This is a genomic window from Streptomyces sp. IBSNAI002 (assembly GCF_052244475.1).
Lineage (GTDB): Bacteria > Actinomycetota > Actinomycetes > Streptomycetales > Streptomycetaceae > Streptomyces.
This window is the reverse complement of the sequence record NZ_JBQPXG010000002.1, coordinates 2,021,946-2,039,732: the sequence shown is the minus strand read 5'-3', so window position 1 is coordinate 2,039,732 and position 17,787 is coordinate 2,021,946. Positions and strand designations below refer to the sequence as shown.

The following is a 17,787-nucleotide window of genomic DNA, read 5'->3' as shown; positions in this document are numbered from 1 at the left end:
GCGTACGCCGTACGTAACTAAGATGGTGGCGAGACGACGAGGTGATCTGAGCGATGACAGCCGGCGGGCGACCCGCTGAACCCGAAGTGATCTGGTCCCGCCCCCAGCGGGCGGGCCGCGGACCCAGGCCCGCGCACAGCCGCGATTCGATCGCCGCCGAGGCGGTGCGGATCGCCGACGCGGAGGGGATCGAGGCCGTCTCCATGCGGCGCGTGGCGGCCGGGATCGGCGCGGGGACCATGTCCCTCTACAACTACGTGCCGCGCAAGGAGGACCTGTACGAGCTGATGGTCGACGCGGTCAGCGGCGAGTACGCCCTCTCCGCGCCGGCCGGCGACTGGCGCGCCGACATGCTCGCGCTGGCCCGCCAGACGCGCGACCTGATGCACCGCCACCCGTGGCTGCCGCGCCTGCTGAGCCCCGTCCACGGCTTCAGTCCGAACGCCCTGCGCTACCTGGAGCACAGCCTCGACTGCCTGGCGCCGCTGGACGTGCCGGACGCCGAGAAGCTGGAGCTGATCGCGGCGGTCAACGGAGCCGTCGCGACGTACGTGGCGGGCGAACTGGCGCTGGCCGAGCGGGCCCGGTCGCTGCCCTGGAGCGAGGCCCAGGAGCAGGGCGTACGGACGGCCTGGCTCGGCTCACGGCTGGCCACCGGGCAGTACCCGCGCCTGGCCGCGGCCGTCACGGGCGGCGGCCCGGTCACCGGCCCGGTCCCCGGCGCGGGACTGGACATGGCCGCCGTCTTCGACCGCTCGGTGTCGCGGCTGCTGGGGGCGTGGGGGGCGTAGGGAGGCGCTGCCGGGCGGGTGCGGTGGCCTCGCCGCGGTGCCCAGCCGCTGCCCAGCCGCTGCCCCGTCGTTGCCCAGCCGCTGCCCCCGTCGCTGCCCCGCCGTTGTCCCGCCGTTGTCCCGCCCTTGCCCCGTCGTTGCCTCAGAGCAGTGCGAACTGCCCGCCCGGACCCTCCTCCTGATGGTCCAGCACCGACGCCGGGCGCCTGGCCCAGCGCGGCGGCGGCAGCACTCCGGCCGCGCGCAGCTCGCCCACGGGCAGGGCGGGGCCGGGCTCGAACGCGGCCCGTTCCGGGGCCAGATCGGCCAGCAGCGCCAAGGTCGTGACCAGGGCCAGCAGCTCCGAGGTCCAGGCCTGCGGCCACTCGGCCGGACCCATGGCCTCCAGCCCGTCGGCGGCCGGGTCGCGGTGCGTGCCGCGGGCGGCGAACCAGGCCTCCAGTACCCGCACGCCCTGCGCCTCGTACTCCCACGCGCCGGGCGGTACGGGCGACACGGTCCCGCCGCCGAGGCTCAGCGTCTCGCTCGCCGCGTCGTACGCGACCTCGTGCGGCCACGCCGTCACCGCCGAGCGCACGTACGGACGGCGCCCGCCGGGCAGTCGCGGCGGCTCGCCCCCGCGCGCCCCGCGCAGCTGGACCGTGAGCAGCCGGTGCCCCAGCTCCAGCCCCGCCCGCCAGCGGCCGGGATCGGCGGCGAGCGGGACCTCGTACCCGCGTGGTCCGGGGCGGCCCGCCGCGAGGACCCAGCACAGCACGTCCTCCGGGGTGACCCAGCCGCCGTACCGCTCGCCCAGCAGTGGCAGCAGGCCGGGCGCGAGGTTCGGCTCGGCGCCGCCGGGGCGCCGGTGCAGCGGGCGGATCCGGCCGAGCCGGCCGGCCGGGAGGTGCGCGGTGACCAGCGGGTCCGGGGTCTCCACGAGGAACAGCTGGTGCTCGTCCAGGACCCGCCACAATTCCGGCCGGGCCGTGTCGATGAGCCGCTGGTCGGGCAGCAGCCACTGCTCGTCGAAGGGCTCGCGGAGCACCCGTACGGGGTCCGGGAACGGGCCGGGCTCATCGGTGAAACGGGCCGTCGCCGCCGAGCGCTGGCCGGGCAGTGCGGCGGCCCCGGCGGCGGGGGTACGGCTACGGCTCGGGCGGAACAGCCGGTCCCGCTCGGCTCCTTCGGCGCTGGTCAGGGCCGCCCACCGGGAGCGCAGGGCCGCCGGATCGGGCGCGGCCACCCAGTCCCGGCCCAGGCGCAGGCCGCCCACGGCCCAGGGCATCAGATCGTCCAGCAGCAGGTCCGGCAGCGGGGTGTCAGCGCTCACGCCGCCGATGGTAGCGACGGGATCCGGCGGCCGGGCTGTGTCCAGGCCGAAGCGCTACGCTCCTTATGTACGCATACGCTCACATCTGCGCACCGGACCGAGGAGACGGTCATGAGCCAGTACGACGAATACTCGACTCCTTCGCAGGCCGAGGGCGAGCGGCTCGACGAGGACATGGACGAGACCCAGCGCAAGCAGCAGCACCCCCAGACGATGCGGACCACGCCGTCGCAGGCGGAGGGGGAGCGCGGCAGGGAAGACGACGAGAACTGAGCCGGCCGCCCGGTGGTCAGTGCGCGTCGACCGTCACCGTGAACGAGAACCGGTCGCCCCGGTAGCGGATGCGCGCCACGTCCACCACCCGGCCGTCCTCGTCGTAGGTGACGCCCGTGTAGTGCAGGATCGGGCTCAGTAGCGGCACCTGGAGCAGCTCGGCCGTCTCCGGGTCGGCGAGCCGCGCCTCGACCGTGTCGGTGATCCGGCTGATGCGCACCCCGACGACGTCCCGCAGGACCTTCGTCATCGGCCACCGTTCGAGATCGGCGAGCTCGACCGCCTCGGCGAACTCCGGGAGCACCGCGTTCTCGGCCCAGTTGGTCGGCTCGCCGCTCGCGGGATCGTGGCGCAGCCGGCGGTAGGCGACCACCTCCGGCGTGTCCGGGAAGTGCTCCAGCAGCTCCCCGGACACCGCCGTGCGCCCGTGGCCGAGAATCGTCGTGCGATCACCCGACTGCTGGGCCACGATCGCGTCGACCGACCCCAGCAGCCGCACCGGCGCCCCGCGTCGCGCGCCCGGTTCGATGAAGGTGCCGCGCCGCCGGTGGCGGCTGATCAGGCCCTCGCCCTCCAGTTCCTTGAGCGCCTGCCTCATGGTCAGCACGCTCACGCCGTAGTGCTCGGCGAGCTGCTCCTCGGTGGGCAGGCGCAGCGAGGCGTCCGGGGTGCGCCCCAGTATCGAGGCGCGCAACGACTGTGACACCTGGTACCAGAGGGGCAGCTTCCGGTTCAGGACCAGGGAGTCGGGGGCGAAGGCGGTCACGGGTGGTTCTCCGTACGGCTGGACGTCGACACTGCGCGGCGCAGGCGCGGTACGCAGGGTATGCAGTGCAGGTCAGGCGCGGAAGTGGCGCTGCAGGCCCTGCCACACGTCGTCGTACGCGCGCTGGAGGTGGTCCGCGCCGGCCGCCTGGGCGGTCGCGTTGATCGGCCAGCGGGTCTCGAACATGAAGGCCAGGCCGTCGTCGATCTTCTGCGGCTTCAGCTCGGCGGCGCTGGCCCGGTCGAAGGTCTCCCGGTCCGGGCCGTGCGCGGACATCATGTTGTGCAGCGAGCCGCCGCCCGGCACGAACCCCTCGGCCTTGGCGTCGTAGGCGCCCTCGATCAGGCCCATGTACTCGCTCATCACGTTGCGGTGGAAGTACGGCGGGCGGAAGGTGTCCTCGCCGACCAGCCAGCGCGGGGCGAAGACCACGAAGTCCACGCCCGCCAGCCCCGGGGTGTCGGAGGGCGAGGTCAGGACCGTGAAGATCGACGGGTCGGGGTGGTCGTAGCTGATCGAGCCGAGCACGTTGAAGCGGCGCAGGTCGTAGACGTACGGGACGTGGGTGCCGTGCCAGGCGACGACGTCGAGCGGCGAGTGGTCGTAGGTGGCGGACCACAGGTTGCCGCAGAACTTGTTGATCACCTGCGTCGGACGGTCGAGGAGCTCGGGGGTCTCGTACGCGGCCACCGGCGCCCGGAAGTCCCGGGACGCGGCGAGGCCGTTGGCGCCGATCGGGCCCAGGTTCGGCAGTTCGAAGGGCTGGCCGTAGTTCTCGCAGACGTAGCCGCGGGCGGCGGCGCGGCCGGTGCCGGAGCCGGTCGGGGAGTCGCTCGCGCCCTCGCTGCCGCTGCCGCTGTCGGTGTCCAGGAGCTCGACGCGGAAGCGGACGCCGCGCGGGATCAGGGCGACCTCGCCCGGCCGGACGGCGAGCAGGCCGAGCTCGGTGCGCAGCAGCAGCCCGCCGCGCTCGGGGACGATCAGCAGCTCGCCGTCGGAGTCGCTGAACACGCGGTCGTGCATGGAGGCGTTGGCCGTGTAGAGGTGGACGGCCATGCCGGTGCGCTGGGCGGCGTCGCCGTTGCCGCCGAGGGTCCACAGGCCGGCCAGGAAGTCGGTGCCGGGGGCCGGGTCGGGCAGCGGGTTCCAGCGGAGCCGGTTCGGGTCCGCCGGCATCTCGGTGAAGGGGCCGGTGCGCAGGGCCCCGTTGTCGATCCGGGTGAAGGAGGGGTGCGCGGCCGAGGGGCGGATCCGGTAGAGCCACGAGCGGCGGTTGTGGGTGCGCGGCTCGGTGAAGGCCGAACCGCTGAGCTGCTCGGCGTACAGGCCCAGGGGTGCGCGCTGGGGCGAGTTCCGGCCGATCGGCAGGGCGCCGGGGACGGCCTCCGAGCTGTGCTCGTTGCCGAAGCCGGTGAGGTATTCCAGCCCCGCCGCCGTCTTCCTGGCCTGCTCGCTCATGTGCCGCTCCGCTCCGTCGAAGTAATCCTATGTTCGACAGTAGGATTCCGCGGCCCGCACGTCAACGGCGCCCCGGACCCGGCGGCTGTCTTCCGGTCCGCCGCTGACGGATTCGCGCAGAGGGGGATCACAAAAGATGAACATTGCTCTACTCTCTCGCGCATGTCGTGGACCCGCAGGTTCCCTGCCGTGCCGGCGGCGCTCCTGGCCGCCCTCCTCGCCCTCCTGGCCCTCTTCGCCGCCGCGCCCGCCGCCCGCGCGCACGAGGAGCGCCCCGTCACCCTCCCGGACGGCTCCGGATCGGTACCCGAGTACCGCAAGGCCGAGCCCGACCTCCTCGTCTGCAAGACCGGCCGCCCCGACTTCGAACGCCGGATATCCGCCTTCCCGGAGGACCTCAGACAACGCAACCTCGCGCTGTACGACCGCTGCGAGAAGAGCGGCTACCGCCACCTCCAGGAGGCCGTCGACGCCGTCGACCGGCCCGGCATGAACATCGCGATCCTCCCCGGCCTCTACGAGGAGGAGCCATCCCTGGGCAAGCCCGTGGGGGAGTGCGCGAACCTGAAGGCCCCGGACTCCTCGCTCGGCTACCAGATCCTCAGCTACGAGCAGCAGGTGGCCTGCCGCCACAACCAGAACCTCGTCGCCATCCTCGGCAAGACGAACCTCCAGATCGAGGGCACCGGCGCCTCACGCCTCGACGTGGTGATCGACGCCAAGTACCAGAAGCTGAACGCCCTGCGCGCCGACAAGTCCAACGGCATCTACTTCCGCAACTTCACCGCCCAGCGCACCACCTTCAACTCGCTGTACGTGCTGGCGGGCGACGGGTTCGTCATCGACGACGTGCTGACCCGGTGGAACGACGAGTACGGCTTCCTCACCTTCGCCAGCGACCACGGGCTCTACAAGAACTGCGAGTCGTACGGCAACGGCGACTCCGGCATCTACCCCGGCAGCGCCTCCGACATCAACGACGGCCGGGGCTACGACGTGCCCCGCTACTCCATCGAGATCACCGGCTGCCGCAGCCACCACAACATGGTCGGCTACTCCGGCACGGCGGGCGACTCGGTGTGGGTGCACGACAACGAGTTCGACCAGAACATGGGCGGCGCCTCGATGGACAGCGCCTTCCCCGGACATCCCGGACTCCCGCAGAACCACGCCAAGTTCGAACGCAACCTGATCCACGACAACAACCAGGACTACTACCGGTACGTCGCCGACGGCACCTGCGCCAAGCCGCCCGCCGAGCGCGGCTACGAGCGCGGCGTCGTCTGCCCGCAGATCTCCATGCCCCCGGGCACCGGCATCATCACCGCGGGCGGCAACTGGAACCTGTACGAGGACAACTGGGTGTACGGGCACCGGCGCGCGGGCTTCTACCTCAGCGCGGTCCCCGCCTTCATCCGCGGCGAGGAGGCGTGGTCGAAGCAGGCCGACACCTCCCACCACAACCGGTACGCCGGGAACACCCTCGGCAAGGACAAGTCCGGCGCCTCCCGCCCCAACGGCATGGACGTGTGGTGGGACGGCCAGGGCCGTGCCAACTGCTGGCAGGACGGCCCCGACGGTTCCACCCCGGGCACCGTGCCCCAGTGCGGCGAGGCCCGAGGCGATGTCACCGGCGCCTCGGCCCGCCTGATCGGCGAACCGGTGAAGCTGGTCCAGCTGCTCGTCTGCGCTGACTACAACGTCCAGGCGCGCAGGCTCCCGGCGGGCTGCGACTGGTACGGCGCCGCCGGTCTGGAACGGGTCGAGACCCAGATCGCCCTGGCCGTGGCGGGCGTCCTGCTCCTGGTGGGCGGCGTGCTGTGGTGGCGCCGCCTGCGCGGCTCGCGCCTGGGCACGGTCGCCTCGCTGCTGGGCCTGGCGGGCCTGGCCCTGGACGTGGCCGGCTCCACGACCGGGCTGGTCTCCACCTTCGTGCCGGCCCTGGCCCTCCTCCTCCTCGGACTGTGGTGGACGGGAGCCGGGCTGGCCCTGCGCCCGACCCGCCCCTGGCTGGCCCGCCTGACCCTGCTCCTCGCCGGGCTGACCCTGCTGGACGCCTTCGACAAGGCCGTCCTGATGATCCCCTGGACCCCGCTGAGCCCCGCCTGGGCCCGGGCACTGCTCGCACTGGTCTGGGTCCTGTGGGCGGTGATCGCCTCGGCCCGCCCCCACCCCACCACCCCCGCGGCCGACACCGACACCGCCACCGCCACCGCCACCGCCACCGCCACTGGCACCGCTCCCGAGGCCACCGAACCCCCACCCACCCCAGCCCCGAACTCCCCGACCCCACCCACGGGCCCCCGCCGATGACCGCCCACCCGGCCCCGGGAAGGCCGACCGGGCGTCTTCGCCCCGCCCGCGGCGCCGTGTTGCTCGGGCTGGTCCTGTTGCTCGTCTGCACGGCGGCGACGGGCTGTGGCGGGCGGGCCACGACCCACCACAAGCCCGGTACCACCCACGAGCAGGCCTCCGGGAACACGGGCACCCTGCTCACCGCCGACGATGGCGCCGGCCACCGGCTCCGCGAGGTCCCGGCGGAGGGCGCGCCGGAGGTCCGGCTCACCGCCCGCCCGGACTCGGAGGACGGCTGGAACCTCCAACTGGCGGTGAAGAACTTCCGCTTCACCCCCGACAGCGCCGGCGGCGCCGCCCTCCCGGGCGCGGGCCACGCCCACCTGGAGCTCGACGGCCGCAAACTGGCCCGGCTGTACGGCCCCTGGTTCCACCTGTCCGCCGCACAGGTCCCCGAGGGCACGCACACCCTGACCGTCCGCCTGTACGCCGACGACCACACCGCCTGGGCGGTGTCCGGCAAGCCGGTCGAGGGCACGACCCCGCTCACCGCCACGGCCGCCGCCCCGGGCCTGCCCGGCGGCCACGACCACGGCAGCACCCCGCCGGAGCAGGCCGACCGGACAGTGACCATCACCGTCCGGGACGGCAAGGTCAGCCCCGCCCCCGCCCGCACGGAGCTGCGACGCGGGGAACGGGTCGCCCTGCGCGTCACCAGCGACCGCGCAGACACCCTGCACGTCCACGGCTACGACAAGGAACTCGCCCTGCCCGCAGGCCAGGAGGCCACCCTGCTCCTGACGGTCGACCGCACGGGCCTCTTCGAGGTCGAGACCCACGAGTCCGCCCTCGTCCTGACCCAGCTCCTCGTCCGATGACCGCGCCGACGCCGACACCCCTGCCGACGGAGCCGGCCGTCCCCTCCCCGGCACCCCGCGAAGCCGAGGCCTGCCCGACCCCCGGCCGATCGCGCCGCCCCGAGCCCGCCGCCCCCGGCCCCGCCCAGACGGGGTTCCGCCCGGCCGCCCAGACCGCCCGTCGGCCAAGGAGCCGGCCAGGGCTCCCGTCGAGGCCCCAGCCAGGGCTCCGCCCCGAGGTCAAGGCGCGGCGGTGGTGACCCCCGGCGGTGTGGGGCCTGGGCCTGGGGTGGGTTCCGTTCCGGGCGTCGGTGGTGGCGGGGTCGGTCCGGTCGTGGTCCCGTACCGGGCCGACGACCCGCTCACCACACTCGCGCATGGGATCGGGTCCCAGCACGACCTGCCGATCTCTCCCTTCTACGCCTTCGGCGGAGCCTTCGCCGCACTCTTCGTCTCCTTCCTCGCGCTGGGCCTGCTCTGGTCCACCTCCCGGTTCCGCGGCGACAGCTCGGGCTGCCCCCTGCCCGCCGCCCTCCAACGGGTCGCGGACGCCCCCGCAACCCGCACCGCTCTGCGCGGACTCGGCCTCACCGCCGCCCTCGGCGTCCTCCTTCACCTCCTCCTCGGTCCCGACGACCCCGCACGCAACCCCGCTCCCGGCGCCGTCTACGTCCTCATCTGGGTCGGACTCGTCCCCGCCTCCCTCCTCCTCGGCCCGGTCTGGCGTCTGCTCAACCCGCTCCGCACCCTGCACCGCCTGCTCACCCGGGCCCGCCACCACCTCCGCCGCCGAGCCGCCCGCAACCAAGACCCAGACCGCCCCCTTCCCGACCACCCCCTCCCCGTTCTCCCCGGCCGCCTGGGCCAATGGCCCGCCGCCGCCGGACTGTTCGCCTTCACGTGGCTCGAACTCGTCTCTCCCGATCCCGCGTCGACCACCGCCCTCCTCATCGCCCTCACCGCCTACGCCACCGCCCACCTGCTGCTCGCCGCCCGCTTCGGCGAGCGCTGGTTCGACCAGGCGGACGCCTTCGAGGTGTACTCCGCCCTCCTCGCCCGGCTCTCCCCCCTCGGCCGTCGCAGCGACGGCCGGCTGGTTCTCCGTAACCCCTTCCACGGACTCGACGCGACGCCCGAGCGGCCCGGACTCGTCGCCACCGTCTGCGTCCTGCTCGGCTCCACCGCCTACGACGGCTTCTCCGACAACCCCTCCTGGATCAACCTCCTCCAGACCTCCGCCCTCGGCCGCACCCCCACGGCCACGCTCGGACTGCTCGCTTCCGTCGCCCTCGTCGCCACCCTCTACTGCCTGTGCGCGGCGGCCACCCGCCTGGTCAGCGGTCCGCACCCGGGCCCGCTCACCGCCTTCGCGCACTCACTCGTGCCGATCGCACTCGGCTATCTCGTCGCCCATTACTTCTCCCTTCTCGTAACCGAAGGACCACGCACAGTGAGCATGGCACTCGGCACTGACAACGCACCCGAACCGTCCTCACCCCTGGGCCCCGGGGGGCTCGCCGCCCTCCAGGTCCTCGCCGTGGTCACCGGCCACGTGCTCGGCGTCGTCGCAGCTCACGACCGGTCCGTACGCCTCTTCCCGCCTGCGAAGGCGGTGGCCGGCCAGCTTCCGCTGCTCGCGCTGATGATCACGTACACCATCGGCGGGCTGAGCCTCCTGCTGAACTGAGACCCCGCTCCTGCTGAACTCAGCCCCGCTCGACACAGAAGCGAGGACCGGCATGATGGACCCCGTGCCTCCCGCCCACTCCCTGCGCCGCACCCCGATCCAGCAGCGCAGCGCCGACCGGCTCGCCCGGATCCTCGACGCCTGCGCCGAACTGCTCGACGAGACCGGGTACGAGAACCTCAGCACCCGGGCCGTCGCGCTGCGTGCCGGCGTGCCGATCGGCTCGGTCTACCGCTTCTTCGGCAACAAGCGGGCCATGGCCATCGCCCTCGCCCACCGCAACCTGGACCGCTACGCCGACGGCATCGCGGACCGGCTCGCAGGCCTCCCCACCACCGACTGGGAGCCCGTGGTCGACGCCATCCTGGACGAGTACCTGGTCATGAAGCGGAACGTTCCCGGCTTCGCCCTCGTCGACTTCGGCGTGCCCGCGCCGCCGCCCGAGGGTCCGGAGGCCGACCCCAACGACCTGGTCGCCGCCCGCCTCACCGAACTGCTCTGCGGACACCTCGGTCTGACCCCCGACGCCACGCTGCGGCGGGCCGTCCTCGTCGCCGTCGAAGCCACGGACGCGCTGATCCAGCTGGCCTTCCGGGCCGACCCGGCGGGCGATCCCGGCATCGTCGCCGAGACCCGCGCGATGATGCACGCCTACCTGGCCCGCGTACTGGACTGACTGACTCCGCAGCCTCGCACTCGGGCCCGGCCCGGGGCCGCCCGTTCCGCCGTCGCCACCCCGCACCGCCCCCCGCCGCTCCGCACCGGACCCCGCAGACCCCTCCCGCCCGTCCCAACCGGTCGGTATGCTCGGTGCGCCCGCATGCCCGTGCCGCAGCCTGCCGCCCCTGGGAGGGCCCATGCCCCGCACCGCCCTGCGCATCTGCCCCCTGTGCGAAGCCACCTGCGGCCTCACCCTCACCATCGACGGCACCGCGGTCACCGGCGCCCGCGGCGACCGCGAGGACGTCTTCAGCCGCGGCTTCATCTGCCCCAAGGGCGCCGCTTTCGGAGGGCTCGATTCCGACCCCGACCGGCTGCGCGCCCCGCTCGTCCGGCGCGACGGCCGGCTCCAGGAGGCCACCTGGGAGGAGGCCTTCGACGCCATCGCCGCCGCCGCTCCCGCCCTGGTCCGTGAGCACGGGCCCCAGGCGGTCGGCGTCGTCCTCGGCAACCCGAACGTCCACACCATGGCAGGCGCCCTCTACCCGCCGCTGCTCCTCAAGGCCCTCGGGACCCGCAACCTCTTCACCGCCAGCACGCTCGACCAGATGCCCAAGCACGTCTCCAGCGGGCTGCTCTTCGGCGACCCCTTCGCCATCCCGGTCCCCGACCTCGACCGCACCGACTTCCTGTTGCTCCTCGGCGCCAACCCGGTCGAGTCCAACGGCTCGCTGTGCACCGCCCCCGACTTCCCGGGCCGGCTCAAGGCCCTGCGCGCCCGCGGCGGCACCCTCGTCGTCGTCGACCCGCGCCGCACCCGCACGGCCGCGCTCGCCGACCGCCACCTCGCGCCGCGTCCCGGCAGCGACGCGCTGCTGCTCGCCGCCCTCGCGCACACCCTGCTCGAGGAGAAGCTCGCGGCTCCCGGCGCGCTCGAGGAACTCACCGAGGGAATCGGGGAACTCGCCGCCGCGCTCGGGAGTTTCACTCCTGAGGCCGTAGCCCCCGCCTGCGACCTCACGGCCGCCGAGATCCGCACCCTCGCCCGCGAGCTCGCGGCCGCACCCAGCGCTGCCGTCTACGCACGGATCGGCAGCTGCACCGTCGAACACGGCACGCTCGCCAGCTGGCTGGTCGACGTGTTGAACATCCTCACCGGCAACCTCGACCGCCCGGGCGGAGCCCTCTTCCCGCTCTCCGCGACGGCCCCCGCGCCGAGGCCCGCCGGCCCCGGCAGGGGGTTCGCCCTCGGGCGCTGGGCGAGCAGGGTCAGCGGCCACCCCGAGGCCAAGGGCGAGCTCCCCACCGCCGCGCTCGCGGAGGAGATCGAGGCCCCGGGGGACGGGCAGATCCGGATGCTGCTCGCCATCGCCGCCAACCCCGTCCTGTCCGCACCCGACGGCGACCGGCTCGACCGGGCGCTGGCCGGGCTCGACTTCATGGTCTCCGTCGACCCGTACCTGAACGAGACCTCGCGCCACGCTCACGTCGTGCTGCCCCCGCCGCCGCCCTCCCAGAGCGGGCACTTCGACTTCGCCTTCAACGGGTTCGCCATATGCAACCAGGCGCGCTACTCGCCCGCCGCGGTGCCGCTGGAGGAGGGGCGGATGGACGAGTGCGAGATCCACGCGCGCCTGATCCTCGCCGTCTCAGGCCTGCACGGCACCGCCGACCCGGCAGGCGTCGACGAACTGGCCATCCAGTCGGCCCTCGCCAGGGAGACCGCCGCTCCGCACTCCCCGCTGCACGGGCAGGATCCGGCCCGGCTCGCAGGCCTGCTCACGGGCGGGAGCGGCCCCGAGCGGCGGCTCGACCTGATGCTCCGACTCGGGCCGTACGGAGACCGGTTCGGCGCCGCGGCTGCCCGTTCCGAGGCCCATTCCGAGGCCCGTTCCGACGCCCAGCCCGCCGCCCGGCCCGAAGCCGCCCCTGCCGGTGGCGGCACAGCCGGCTCCGCTGCCGCCTTCCCGGCCGCCGGCCCCGCGGCGCAAGGGCTCAGCCTGGAGCGACTGCTCGCGTACCCGCACGGAATCGACCTGGGTCCGCTGGGGCCCCGGCTCCCGGGCGTGCTGAAGACCCGCAGCGGCAGGATCGAACTGTTCCCGGACCCGATCGCGGCCGAGCTCCCCAGGCTGCGGACGGCGTTCGCCGAACGCCCCGCCGCCCTGGTGCTCGTGGGCCGCCGCCATCTGCGGTCCAGCAACAGCTGGTTGCACAACGTCCCGGCCCTCACCGGAGGTTCCAACCGGTGCACCCTCCAGGTCCACCCGCAGGACGCGGACCGGCTGGGGCTCACCGACGGGGGCCGGGCCCGGATCACCGCCGACGGCGGCAGTCTGGAGGTTCCCGTGGAGATCACGGACACCCTGCGCACCGGAGTGGTGAGCCTTCCGCACGGCTGGGGCCACGACCGTGCCGGGGCCCGGCTCTCGGTGGCCGCGGCCACGCCCGGGGCCAACGTCAACCAGCTGCTCGACGGCACCCGGCTCGACCCGCTCTCGGGGACGGCCGTGCTCAACGGTTTCCCCGTCGTCCTGGCGCCCCTGCCCTGAGCTGGGCTTTTGCTCGTATTGCTCACGCGTTGACGTCTTGTTGACGTGACGACGCGGCACCTACGTTCCCAGCATGCTGACCATCCTCGGCTTCACCATGATCGCGACCTTCCTGGTCCTGATCATGCTGAAGAAAATGTCGCCCATCGCGGCGCTCGTCCTCATCCCCGCGCTCTTCTGCGTGTTCGCAGGAAAGGGCGCCCACCTCGGCGACTACGTCATCGACGGCGTCGGCAAACTCGCCCCGACCGCCGCCATGCTGATGTTCGCCATCGTCTACTTCGGCGTGATGATCGACGTCGGCCTGTTCGATCCGATCGTGCGAGGGATCCTGCGCTTCTGCAAGGCGGACCCGATGCGCGTGGTCGTCGGCACCGCCGTCCTGGCGGCGATCGTCTCGCTCGACGGCGACGGATCGACCACCTTCATGATCACCGTCTCGGCGATGTACCCGCTGTACAAGCGGCTCGGCCTGAGCCTGGTGGTCATGACCGGCGTCGCGGCCACCGCCAACGGCGTCATGAACACCCTGCCCTGGGGCGGCCCCACGGCCCGCGCCGCGACCGCTCTCAAGCTCGACGCCGCCGACATCTTCGTCCCGATGATCCCGGCCCTCGCGGCCGGCCTGGTCTTCGTGTTCCTCCTGGCCTACGTCCTCGGCCTGAAGGAGCGCCGCCGGGTCGGCGTCCTGGCCCTGCCCGAGGGCGAGGCCGTCACCTCCGCGGCCACCGTCGTCGAGCAGGCCCCGGAGACCGCCCCCGCCCTGGTCGGCGCCGGTGCGGGCGGCTCCGCCGAGGCCCCCGCGGACCAGGCCGGTCCGGCAGGCCGCGGCGGTACGAAACCCACCGCGACCGGCGGCTCCGAGCCCGCGGCCCCGACCCCGGCGACCCCTGCCCCTGCCGCGGCCCCCGCCGCTCCCGACGCCCCCGAGGACGGGTTCCAGGGCCTCGACCCGCACCGCGCCACCCTGCGCCCGCGCCTGTACTGGTTCAACGCCGGCCTCACCATCGCCCTGCTCACCGCGATGATCATGGAGCTGCTGCCCATCCCGGTGCTGTTCCTGCTCGGCGCCGCCCTCGCCCTCACCGTCAACTACCCCCACATGCCCGACCAGAAGGCGCGGATCGCCGCCCACGCCGAGAACGTCCTCAACGTCGCCGGCATGGTCTTCGCCGCCGCCGTGTTCACGGGCGTCCTCTCCGGAACCGGCATGGTCAAGCACATGGCCGACTGGCTGGTCGGCGCCATCCCCGAGGGCATGGGCCCGCACATGGCGCTGGTCACCGGCCTGCTCAGCCTGCCGCTGACCTACTTCATGTCCAACGACGGCTTCTACTTCGGCGTGCTGCCCGTCCTCGCCGAGGCCGGCGCCGCCCACGGGGTCTCCCCCCTCGAGATCGCCCGCGCCTCCCTGGTCGGGCAGGCGCTGCACATGTCGAGCCCGCTGGTTCCGGCCGTCTACGTCCTCGTCGGCATGGCCAAGGTCGAGTTCGGCGACCACACCCGGTTCACCGTCAAATGGGCGGCCCTGACCTCCCTGGTGGTCCTCGCGGCAGGGATGCTTTTCGGCATCATCTGATCCCGGCCGCCCCTGGCGCGCCGAAAACTACCGACGCTAGTTTGTAGGGTGTTCGCGAGGTCAGGTCTACGCGCTCGTGCGTGCTCGGGAGGAATGCCATGAAGGCCCACGACGGGATGTACATCGGCGGCGCGTGGCGGCCCGCCGCCGGACGCGACCGCATCGAGGTCGTCAACCCGGCCGACGAGACGGTCATCGGCGCGGTTCCGGCCGGCACCGCGGAGGACGTGGACGCCGCCGTACGGGCGGCCCGCGCGGCCTTCCCGGGCTGGGCGGCGACGGCTCCGGCCGAGCGGGCGGCGCTGATCGGCGCCCTGCGCGACGTGCTGGCCGCCCGTAAGGGCGAGATCGCCGAGACCATCACCGCGGAACTCGGCTCCCCGCTCGGTTTCGCGGAGATGGTCCACGTCGGGGCGCCGCTCGCGGTGGCCTCCTCGTACGCCGAGCTGGCGGCCTCGTACTCCTTCGAGGAACGGCTCGGGAACTCCACCGTGCTGCTCGAGCCGATCGGTGTGGTCGGGGCCATCACGCCCTGGAACTATCCCCTGCACCAAGTCGTTGCAAAGGTGGCGCCCGCTCTCGCCGCCGGCTGCACCCTCGTCCTCAAGCCGGCCGAGGACACCCCGCTGACCGCACAGCTCTTCGCCGAAGCAGTGCACGAGGCGGGCATCCCGGCCGGAGTCTTCAACCTGGTGACCGGGACCGGCCCGGTCGCCGGGCAGGCCCTCGCCGCGCACGAGGGAGTCGACCTCGTCTCCTTCACCGGCTCGACCGCTGTCGGCAGGCAGATCGGCGCCACCGCCGGCGCCGCCATCAAGCGGGTCGCCCTCGAGCTGGGCGGAAAATCGGCCAATGTCATCCTGCCCGGAGCCGACCTGGCCAAGGCCGTCTCCGCCGGCGTGGGCCACGTCATGAACAACACCGGCCAGAGCTGCAACGCGCTCACCCGCATGCTCGTCCACCGGGACCAGTACGAGGAGGCCGTCTCGCTCGCGGCCGCCGCCGTCGCCACCTACCCCACCGGCGACCCGACCGACCCGGCCACCCGCCTGGGCCCGGTCATCAACGCCAAGCAGCACGAACGCGTGCGCGGGTACATCGCCAAGGGTGTCGAGGAGGGGGCTCGCCTCGTCGCCGGCGGCGCCGAGGCACCGTACGAGCGGGGGTACTTCGTCGCGCCCACCGTGTTCGCCGACGTCACCCCCGACATGACCATCGCCCAGGAGGAGATCTTCGGCCCCGTGCTGTCGATCCTCGCCTACGAGGACGAGGAGGACGCCCTGCGCATCGCCAACGGCACGGTCTACGGGCTGGGCGGCGCGGTCTGGGCCGCGGACGACGAGACGGCCGTGGCCTTCGCCCGCCGCATGGACACCGGGCAGGTGGACATCAACGGCGGCCGCTTCAACGTGCTCGCGCCCTTCGGCGGCTACAAGCAGTCGGGCGTCGGCCGCGAGCTGGGCCCGCACGGTCTGACGGAGTACCTCCAGACCAAGTCCCTCCAGTTCTAGCCCGGCCCAGGCCAGCCCGGCCCAGGCCAGCCCGGCCCAGGCCAGCCCCGTCCCGCACTGCCCGCCTGCCCGCCAAATTCCGAGCCGCCCCCTATCCGGAGAAGACGACCATGGTCCGCGCCGCCATCCTGCCCGCCGTCGGAGCCCCGCTCGAGATACGGGAGATCGTGCTGCCCGATCCCGGGCCGGGTCAGGTCAGGGTCCGGCTGGCCGCAGCCGGGGTCTGCCACTCCGACCTGTCCCTCACCAACGGCACCATGCGCGTGCCCGTGCCCGCCGTCCTCGGTCACGAGGGCGCGGGTACGGTCCTCGCCGTCGGGGAGGGCGTGACCCACGTCGCCCCCGGCGACGGGGTGGTGCTCAACTGGGCCCCGTCCTGCGGGCAGTGCCACCACTGCTCGATCGGCGAGGTCTGGCTGTGCGCGCAGGCGCTGACGGGCGTCGGGGCCGTCTACGCGCACGACGCGCAGGGCGCCGAGCTGCACCCAGGGCTGAACGTGGCCGCGTTCGCCGAGGAGACCGTCGTCGCGGCCAACTGCGTGCTGCCCGCGCCCGCCGGGATCCCGCTCGCCGAGGCCGCCCTGCTCGGCTGCGCGGTCCTCACCGGCTACGGCGCCGTGCACCACAGCGCCCAGGTCCGCCCCGGCGAGTCGGTGGCCGTGTTCGGGGTCGGCGGGGTCGGCCTGGCCGCCCTGCAGGCCGCCCGGATCGCCGAGGCGGGCCCCATCGTGGCCGTCGACGTCTCCCCAGCCAAGGAGGAGCTGGCGCGGGCGGCGGGAGCCACCGAGTTCGTGCTCGCCTCCGACACCACCGCCAAGCAGATCCGCGCCCTGACCGGCGGCCAGGGCGCGGACGTCGCCGTCGAGTGCGTCGGCCGGGCGCAGAGCATCCGCGCGGCCTGGGATTCCACCCGCCGGGGCGGCCGGACCACGGTGGTCGGGATCGGCGGGAAGGACCAGGAGGTCACCTTCCACGCGCTGGAGATCTTCCACTTCGCCCGCACCCTCACCGGCTGCGTCTACGGCAACAGCGACCCCGCCCGTGACCTCCCGGTCATCGCCGAACACGTCCGCGCGGGCCGCCTCGACCTCGGCGCCCTCGTCACCGACCGCATCACCCTCGACGGCATCCCGGCAGCGTTCGACGCCATGCTGGCGGGCAAGGGCGGCCGCTCCCTCGTCGTCTTCTAGGACCTGCCGCAACCCCGGTGCCCCGGTGCCCCGCAACCCCGGTGCCCCGGTGCCCCGGTGCCCCGGTGCCCCGGTGCGCCGGACCAGGCTCGGACGGGCAGGGGGGGCGATGGCCGGGCCTGGACGGGCCCTGCGCGGTCACGCTGACGCGCGCATCGCCTCGTACTGGAGGGCCAGTCCGTCCAGCAGGGCCGCCAGCCCGGTTGCGAAGGCGCCCTCGTCCACCTCGTGCTGGTGCTCGGCCAGCAGGTGGGCCTGGCCCAGGTGGGGGTAGTCAGACGGGTCGTATGCCGTCTCGTCGTCCACGAAACCCCGGGCGAAGGAGGCCATGGCCGAGCCCAGGATGAAGTACCGCATCAGCGCGCCGATCCGGGTCGCCTGCGCCGGGGGCCAGCCGGCCTCCGTCATCGCGCCGAAGACCGCGTCCGCCAGCCGCAGGCCCGCCGGCCGGCGCCCCGGGCCCCGCGCCAGCACCGGGACGATGTTCGGATGGTCGGACAGAGCGTCCCGGTACGAGTGGGCCCAGGTGTGCAGGGCCTCCCGCCAGTCCAGGCGGCGGGCGGGATCGAACATCGACAAGTCGACCCGTGCGCTCACCGAGTCCGCGACCGCGTCCAGGATCTCGTCCTTCGTCCGGAAGTGGTTGTACAGGGACGGCCCGCTGACCCCGAGCGCGGCCGCCAGCCGCCGCGTCGACACCGCCTCCAGCCCCTCCGCGTCCACCAGTGCACCCGCCGCCTCGACGATGCGGGCTCTGCTGAGAAGGGGCTTGCGCGGTCTGGCCATGCGCCACATAGTAGGGCCTGCCCGCCATAAACTACCGGTGCTAGTTAAAGCCCCGGACCAGACGCCCGGA

General features: G+C 73.5%; 14 protein-coding genes. 10 read left to right on the top strand and 4 right to left on the bottom strand.

Translation table 11 applies throughout. The features are described 5' to 3' along the window. Nucleotides 1-53: 53 nt before the first annotated feature. On the top strand, nucleotides 54-791 hold the full coding sequence (locus ACTVZO_RS09960) for a TetR/AcrR family transcriptional regulator (RefSeq protein WP_443298032.1): 738 nt from the start codon (nucleotides 54-56) through the stop codon (nucleotides 789-791). Between the two features lie 142 nt (nucleotides 792-933). On the opposite strand, the gene ACTVZO_RS09955 is transcribed toward ACTVZO_RS09960, so the two are convergent. Continuing rightward, nucleotides 934-2,058 (bottom strand): type ISP restriction/modification enzyme, encoded by a 1,125-nt coding sequence (locus tag ACTVZO_RS09955; RefSeq protein WP_443303102.1) that lies wholly within the window; start codon nucleotides 2,056-2,058, stop codon nucleotides 934-936. A gap of 156 nt (nucleotides 2,059-2,214) precedes the next feature. Here ACTVZO_RS09955 and ACTVZO_RS09950 point away from each other — a divergent pair, with 156 nt between their 5' ends. Continuing rightward, nucleotides 2,215-2,376: a hypothetical protein gene (locus tag ACTVZO_RS09950; protein ID WP_443298031.1), complete on the top strand. Its 162-nt coding sequence runs from the start codon at nucleotides 2,215-2,217 to the stop codon at nucleotides 2,374-2,376. A 16-nt stretch (nucleotides 2,377-2,392) separates the two neighbouring features. Here ACTVZO_RS09950 and ACTVZO_RS09945 read toward each other — a convergent pair whose 3' ends face one another. After that, the gene (locus tag ACTVZO_RS09945; RefSeq protein ID WP_443298030.1) at nucleotides 2,393-3,142 is read right to left on the bottom strand and encodes a GntR family transcriptional regulator; all 750 of its coding nucleotides are present in this window, start codon (nucleotides 3,140-3,142) and stop codon (nucleotides 2,393-2,395) included. 72 nt (nucleotides 3,143-3,214) lie between these two features. Continuing rightward, on the bottom strand, nucleotides 3,215-4,600 hold the full coding sequence (locus ACTVZO_RS09940; protein WP_443298029.1) for a homogentisate 1,2-dioxygenase: 1,386 nt from the start codon (nucleotides 4,598-4,600) through the stop codon (nucleotides 3,215-3,217). 162 nt (nucleotides 4,601-4,762) lie between these two features. Between ACTVZO_RS09940 and ACTVZO_RS09935 the strand changes: the two genes are divergently transcribed. The 8 genes from ACTVZO_RS09935 to ACTVZO_RS09900 all read left to right on the top strand — a co-directional run bounded on the left by ACTVZO_RS09935 (nucleotide 4,763) and on the right by ACTVZO_RS09900 (nucleotide 16,931). Beyond that, the gene (locus tag ACTVZO_RS09935; protein ID WP_443298028.1) at nucleotides 4,763-6,913 is read left to right on the top strand and encodes a right-handed parallel beta-helix repeat-containing protein; all 2,151 of its coding nucleotides are present in this window, start codon (nucleotides 4,763-4,765) and stop codon (nucleotides 6,911-6,913) included. Next, nucleotides 6,910-7,773, top strand: coding sequence for a hypothetical protein (locus tag ACTVZO_RS09930; protein ID WP_443298027.1), 864 nt, complete (start codon nucleotides 6,910-6,912; stop codon nucleotides 7,771-7,773). The genes ACTVZO_RS09935 and ACTVZO_RS09930 overlap by 4 nt, the downstream gene beginning before the upstream one ends. A 313-nt stretch (nucleotides 7,774-8,086) precedes the next feature. Further along, nucleotides 8,087-9,439, top strand: a complete 1,353-nt coding sequence (locus ACTVZO_RS09925) for a hypothetical protein (RefSeq protein WP_443303101.1) — start codon at nucleotides 8,087-8,089, stop codon at nucleotides 9,437-9,439. Nucleotides 9,440-9,494: 55 nt separating this feature from the next. Next, nucleotides 9,495-10,115, top strand: coding sequence for a TetR family transcriptional regulator (locus ACTVZO_RS09920; RefSeq protein WP_443303100.1), 621 nt, complete (start codon nucleotides 9,495-9,497; stop codon nucleotides 10,113-10,115). A 181-nt stretch (nucleotides 10,116-10,296) separates the two neighbouring features. Further along, on the top strand, nucleotides 10,297-12,651 hold the full coding sequence (locus ACTVZO_RS09915; RefSeq protein WP_443298026.1) for a molybdopterin oxidoreductase family protein: 2,355 nt from the start codon (nucleotides 10,297-10,299) through the stop codon (nucleotides 12,649-12,651). Between the two features lie 73 nt (nucleotides 12,652-12,724). Further along, nucleotides 12,725-14,230: a CitMHS family transporter gene (locus ACTVZO_RS09910; RefSeq protein ID WP_443298025.1), complete on the top strand. Its 1,506-nt coding sequence runs from the start codon at nucleotides 12,725-12,727 to the stop codon at nucleotides 14,228-14,230. Nucleotides 14,231-14,328: 98 nt separating this feature from the next. Next, nucleotides 14,329-15,741: an aldehyde dehydrogenase family protein gene (locus tag ACTVZO_RS09905; RefSeq protein WP_443298024.1), complete on the top strand. Its 1,413-nt coding sequence runs from the start codon at nucleotides 14,329-14,331 to the stop codon at nucleotides 15,739-15,741. Between the two features lie 110 nt (nucleotides 15,742-15,851). Then, the gene (locus ACTVZO_RS09900) at nucleotides 15,852-16,931 is read left to right on the top strand and encodes a Zn-dependent alcohol dehydrogenase (RefSeq protein ID WP_443298023.1); all 1,080 of its coding nucleotides are present in this window, start codon (nucleotides 15,852-15,854) and stop codon (nucleotides 16,929-16,931) included. A 138-nt stretch (nucleotides 16,932-17,069) separates the two neighbouring features. On the opposite strand, the gene ACTVZO_RS09895 is transcribed toward ACTVZO_RS09900, so the two are convergent. After that, nucleotides 17,070-17,717, bottom strand: coding sequence for a TetR/AcrR family transcriptional regulator (locus ACTVZO_RS09895; RefSeq protein ID WP_443298022.1), 648 nt, complete (start codon nucleotides 17,715-17,717; stop codon nucleotides 17,070-17,072). Between the last annotated feature and the right edge of the window lie 70 nt (nucleotides 17,718-17,787).

Bases quoted from the DNA above. Each gene is read 5' to 3' on its own strand.
- ACTVZO_RS09960 (WP_443298032.1), top strand. From the start codon at position 54: ATGACAGCCGGCGGGCGACCCGCTGAACCCGAAGTGATCTGGTCCCGC.
- ACTVZO_RS09955 (WP_443303102.1), bottom strand. From the start codon at position 2,058: ATGCCCTGGGCCGTGGGCGGCCTGCGCCTGGGCCGGGACTGGGTGGCC.
- ACTVZO_RS09950 (WP_443298031.1), top strand. From the start codon at position 2,215: ATGAGCCAGTACGACGAATACTCGACTCCTTCGCAGGCCGAGGGCGAG.
- ACTVZO_RS09940 (WP_443298029.1), bottom strand. From the start codon at position 4,600: ATGAGCGAGCAGGCCAGGAAGACGGCGGCGGGGCTGGAATACCTCACC.
- ACTVZO_RS09935 (WP_443298028.1), top strand. From the start codon at position 4,763: ATGTCGTGGACCCGCAGGTTCCCTGCCGTGCCGGCGGCGCTCCTGGCC.
- ACTVZO_RS09930 (WP_443298027.1), top strand. From the start codon at position 6,910: ATGACCGCCCACCCGGCCCCGGGAAGGCCGACCGGGCGTCTTCGCCCC.
- ACTVZO_RS09920 (WP_443303100.1), top strand. From the start codon at position 9,495: ATGGACCCCGTGCCTCCCGCCCACTCCCTGCGCCGCACCCCGATCCAG.
- ACTVZO_RS09915 (WP_443298026.1), top strand. From the start codon at position 10,297: ATGCCCCGCACCGCCCTGCGCATCTGCCCCCTGTGCGAAGCCACCTGC.
- ACTVZO_RS09910 (WP_443298025.1), top strand. From the start codon at position 12,725: ATGCTGACCATCCTCGGCTTCACCATGATCGCGACCTTCCTGGTCCTG.
- ACTVZO_RS09905 (WP_443298024.1), top strand. From the start codon at position 14,329: ATGAAGGCCCACGACGGGATGTACATCGGCGGCGCGTGGCGGCCCGCC.
- ACTVZO_RS09900 (WP_443298023.1), top strand. From the start codon at position 15,852: ATGGTCCGCGCCGCCATCCTGCCCGCCGTCGGAGCCCCGCTCGAGATA.
- ACTVZO_RS09895 (WP_443298022.1), bottom strand. From the start codon at position 17,717: ATGGCCAGACCGCGCAAGCCCCTTCTCAGCAGAGCCCGCATCGTCGAG.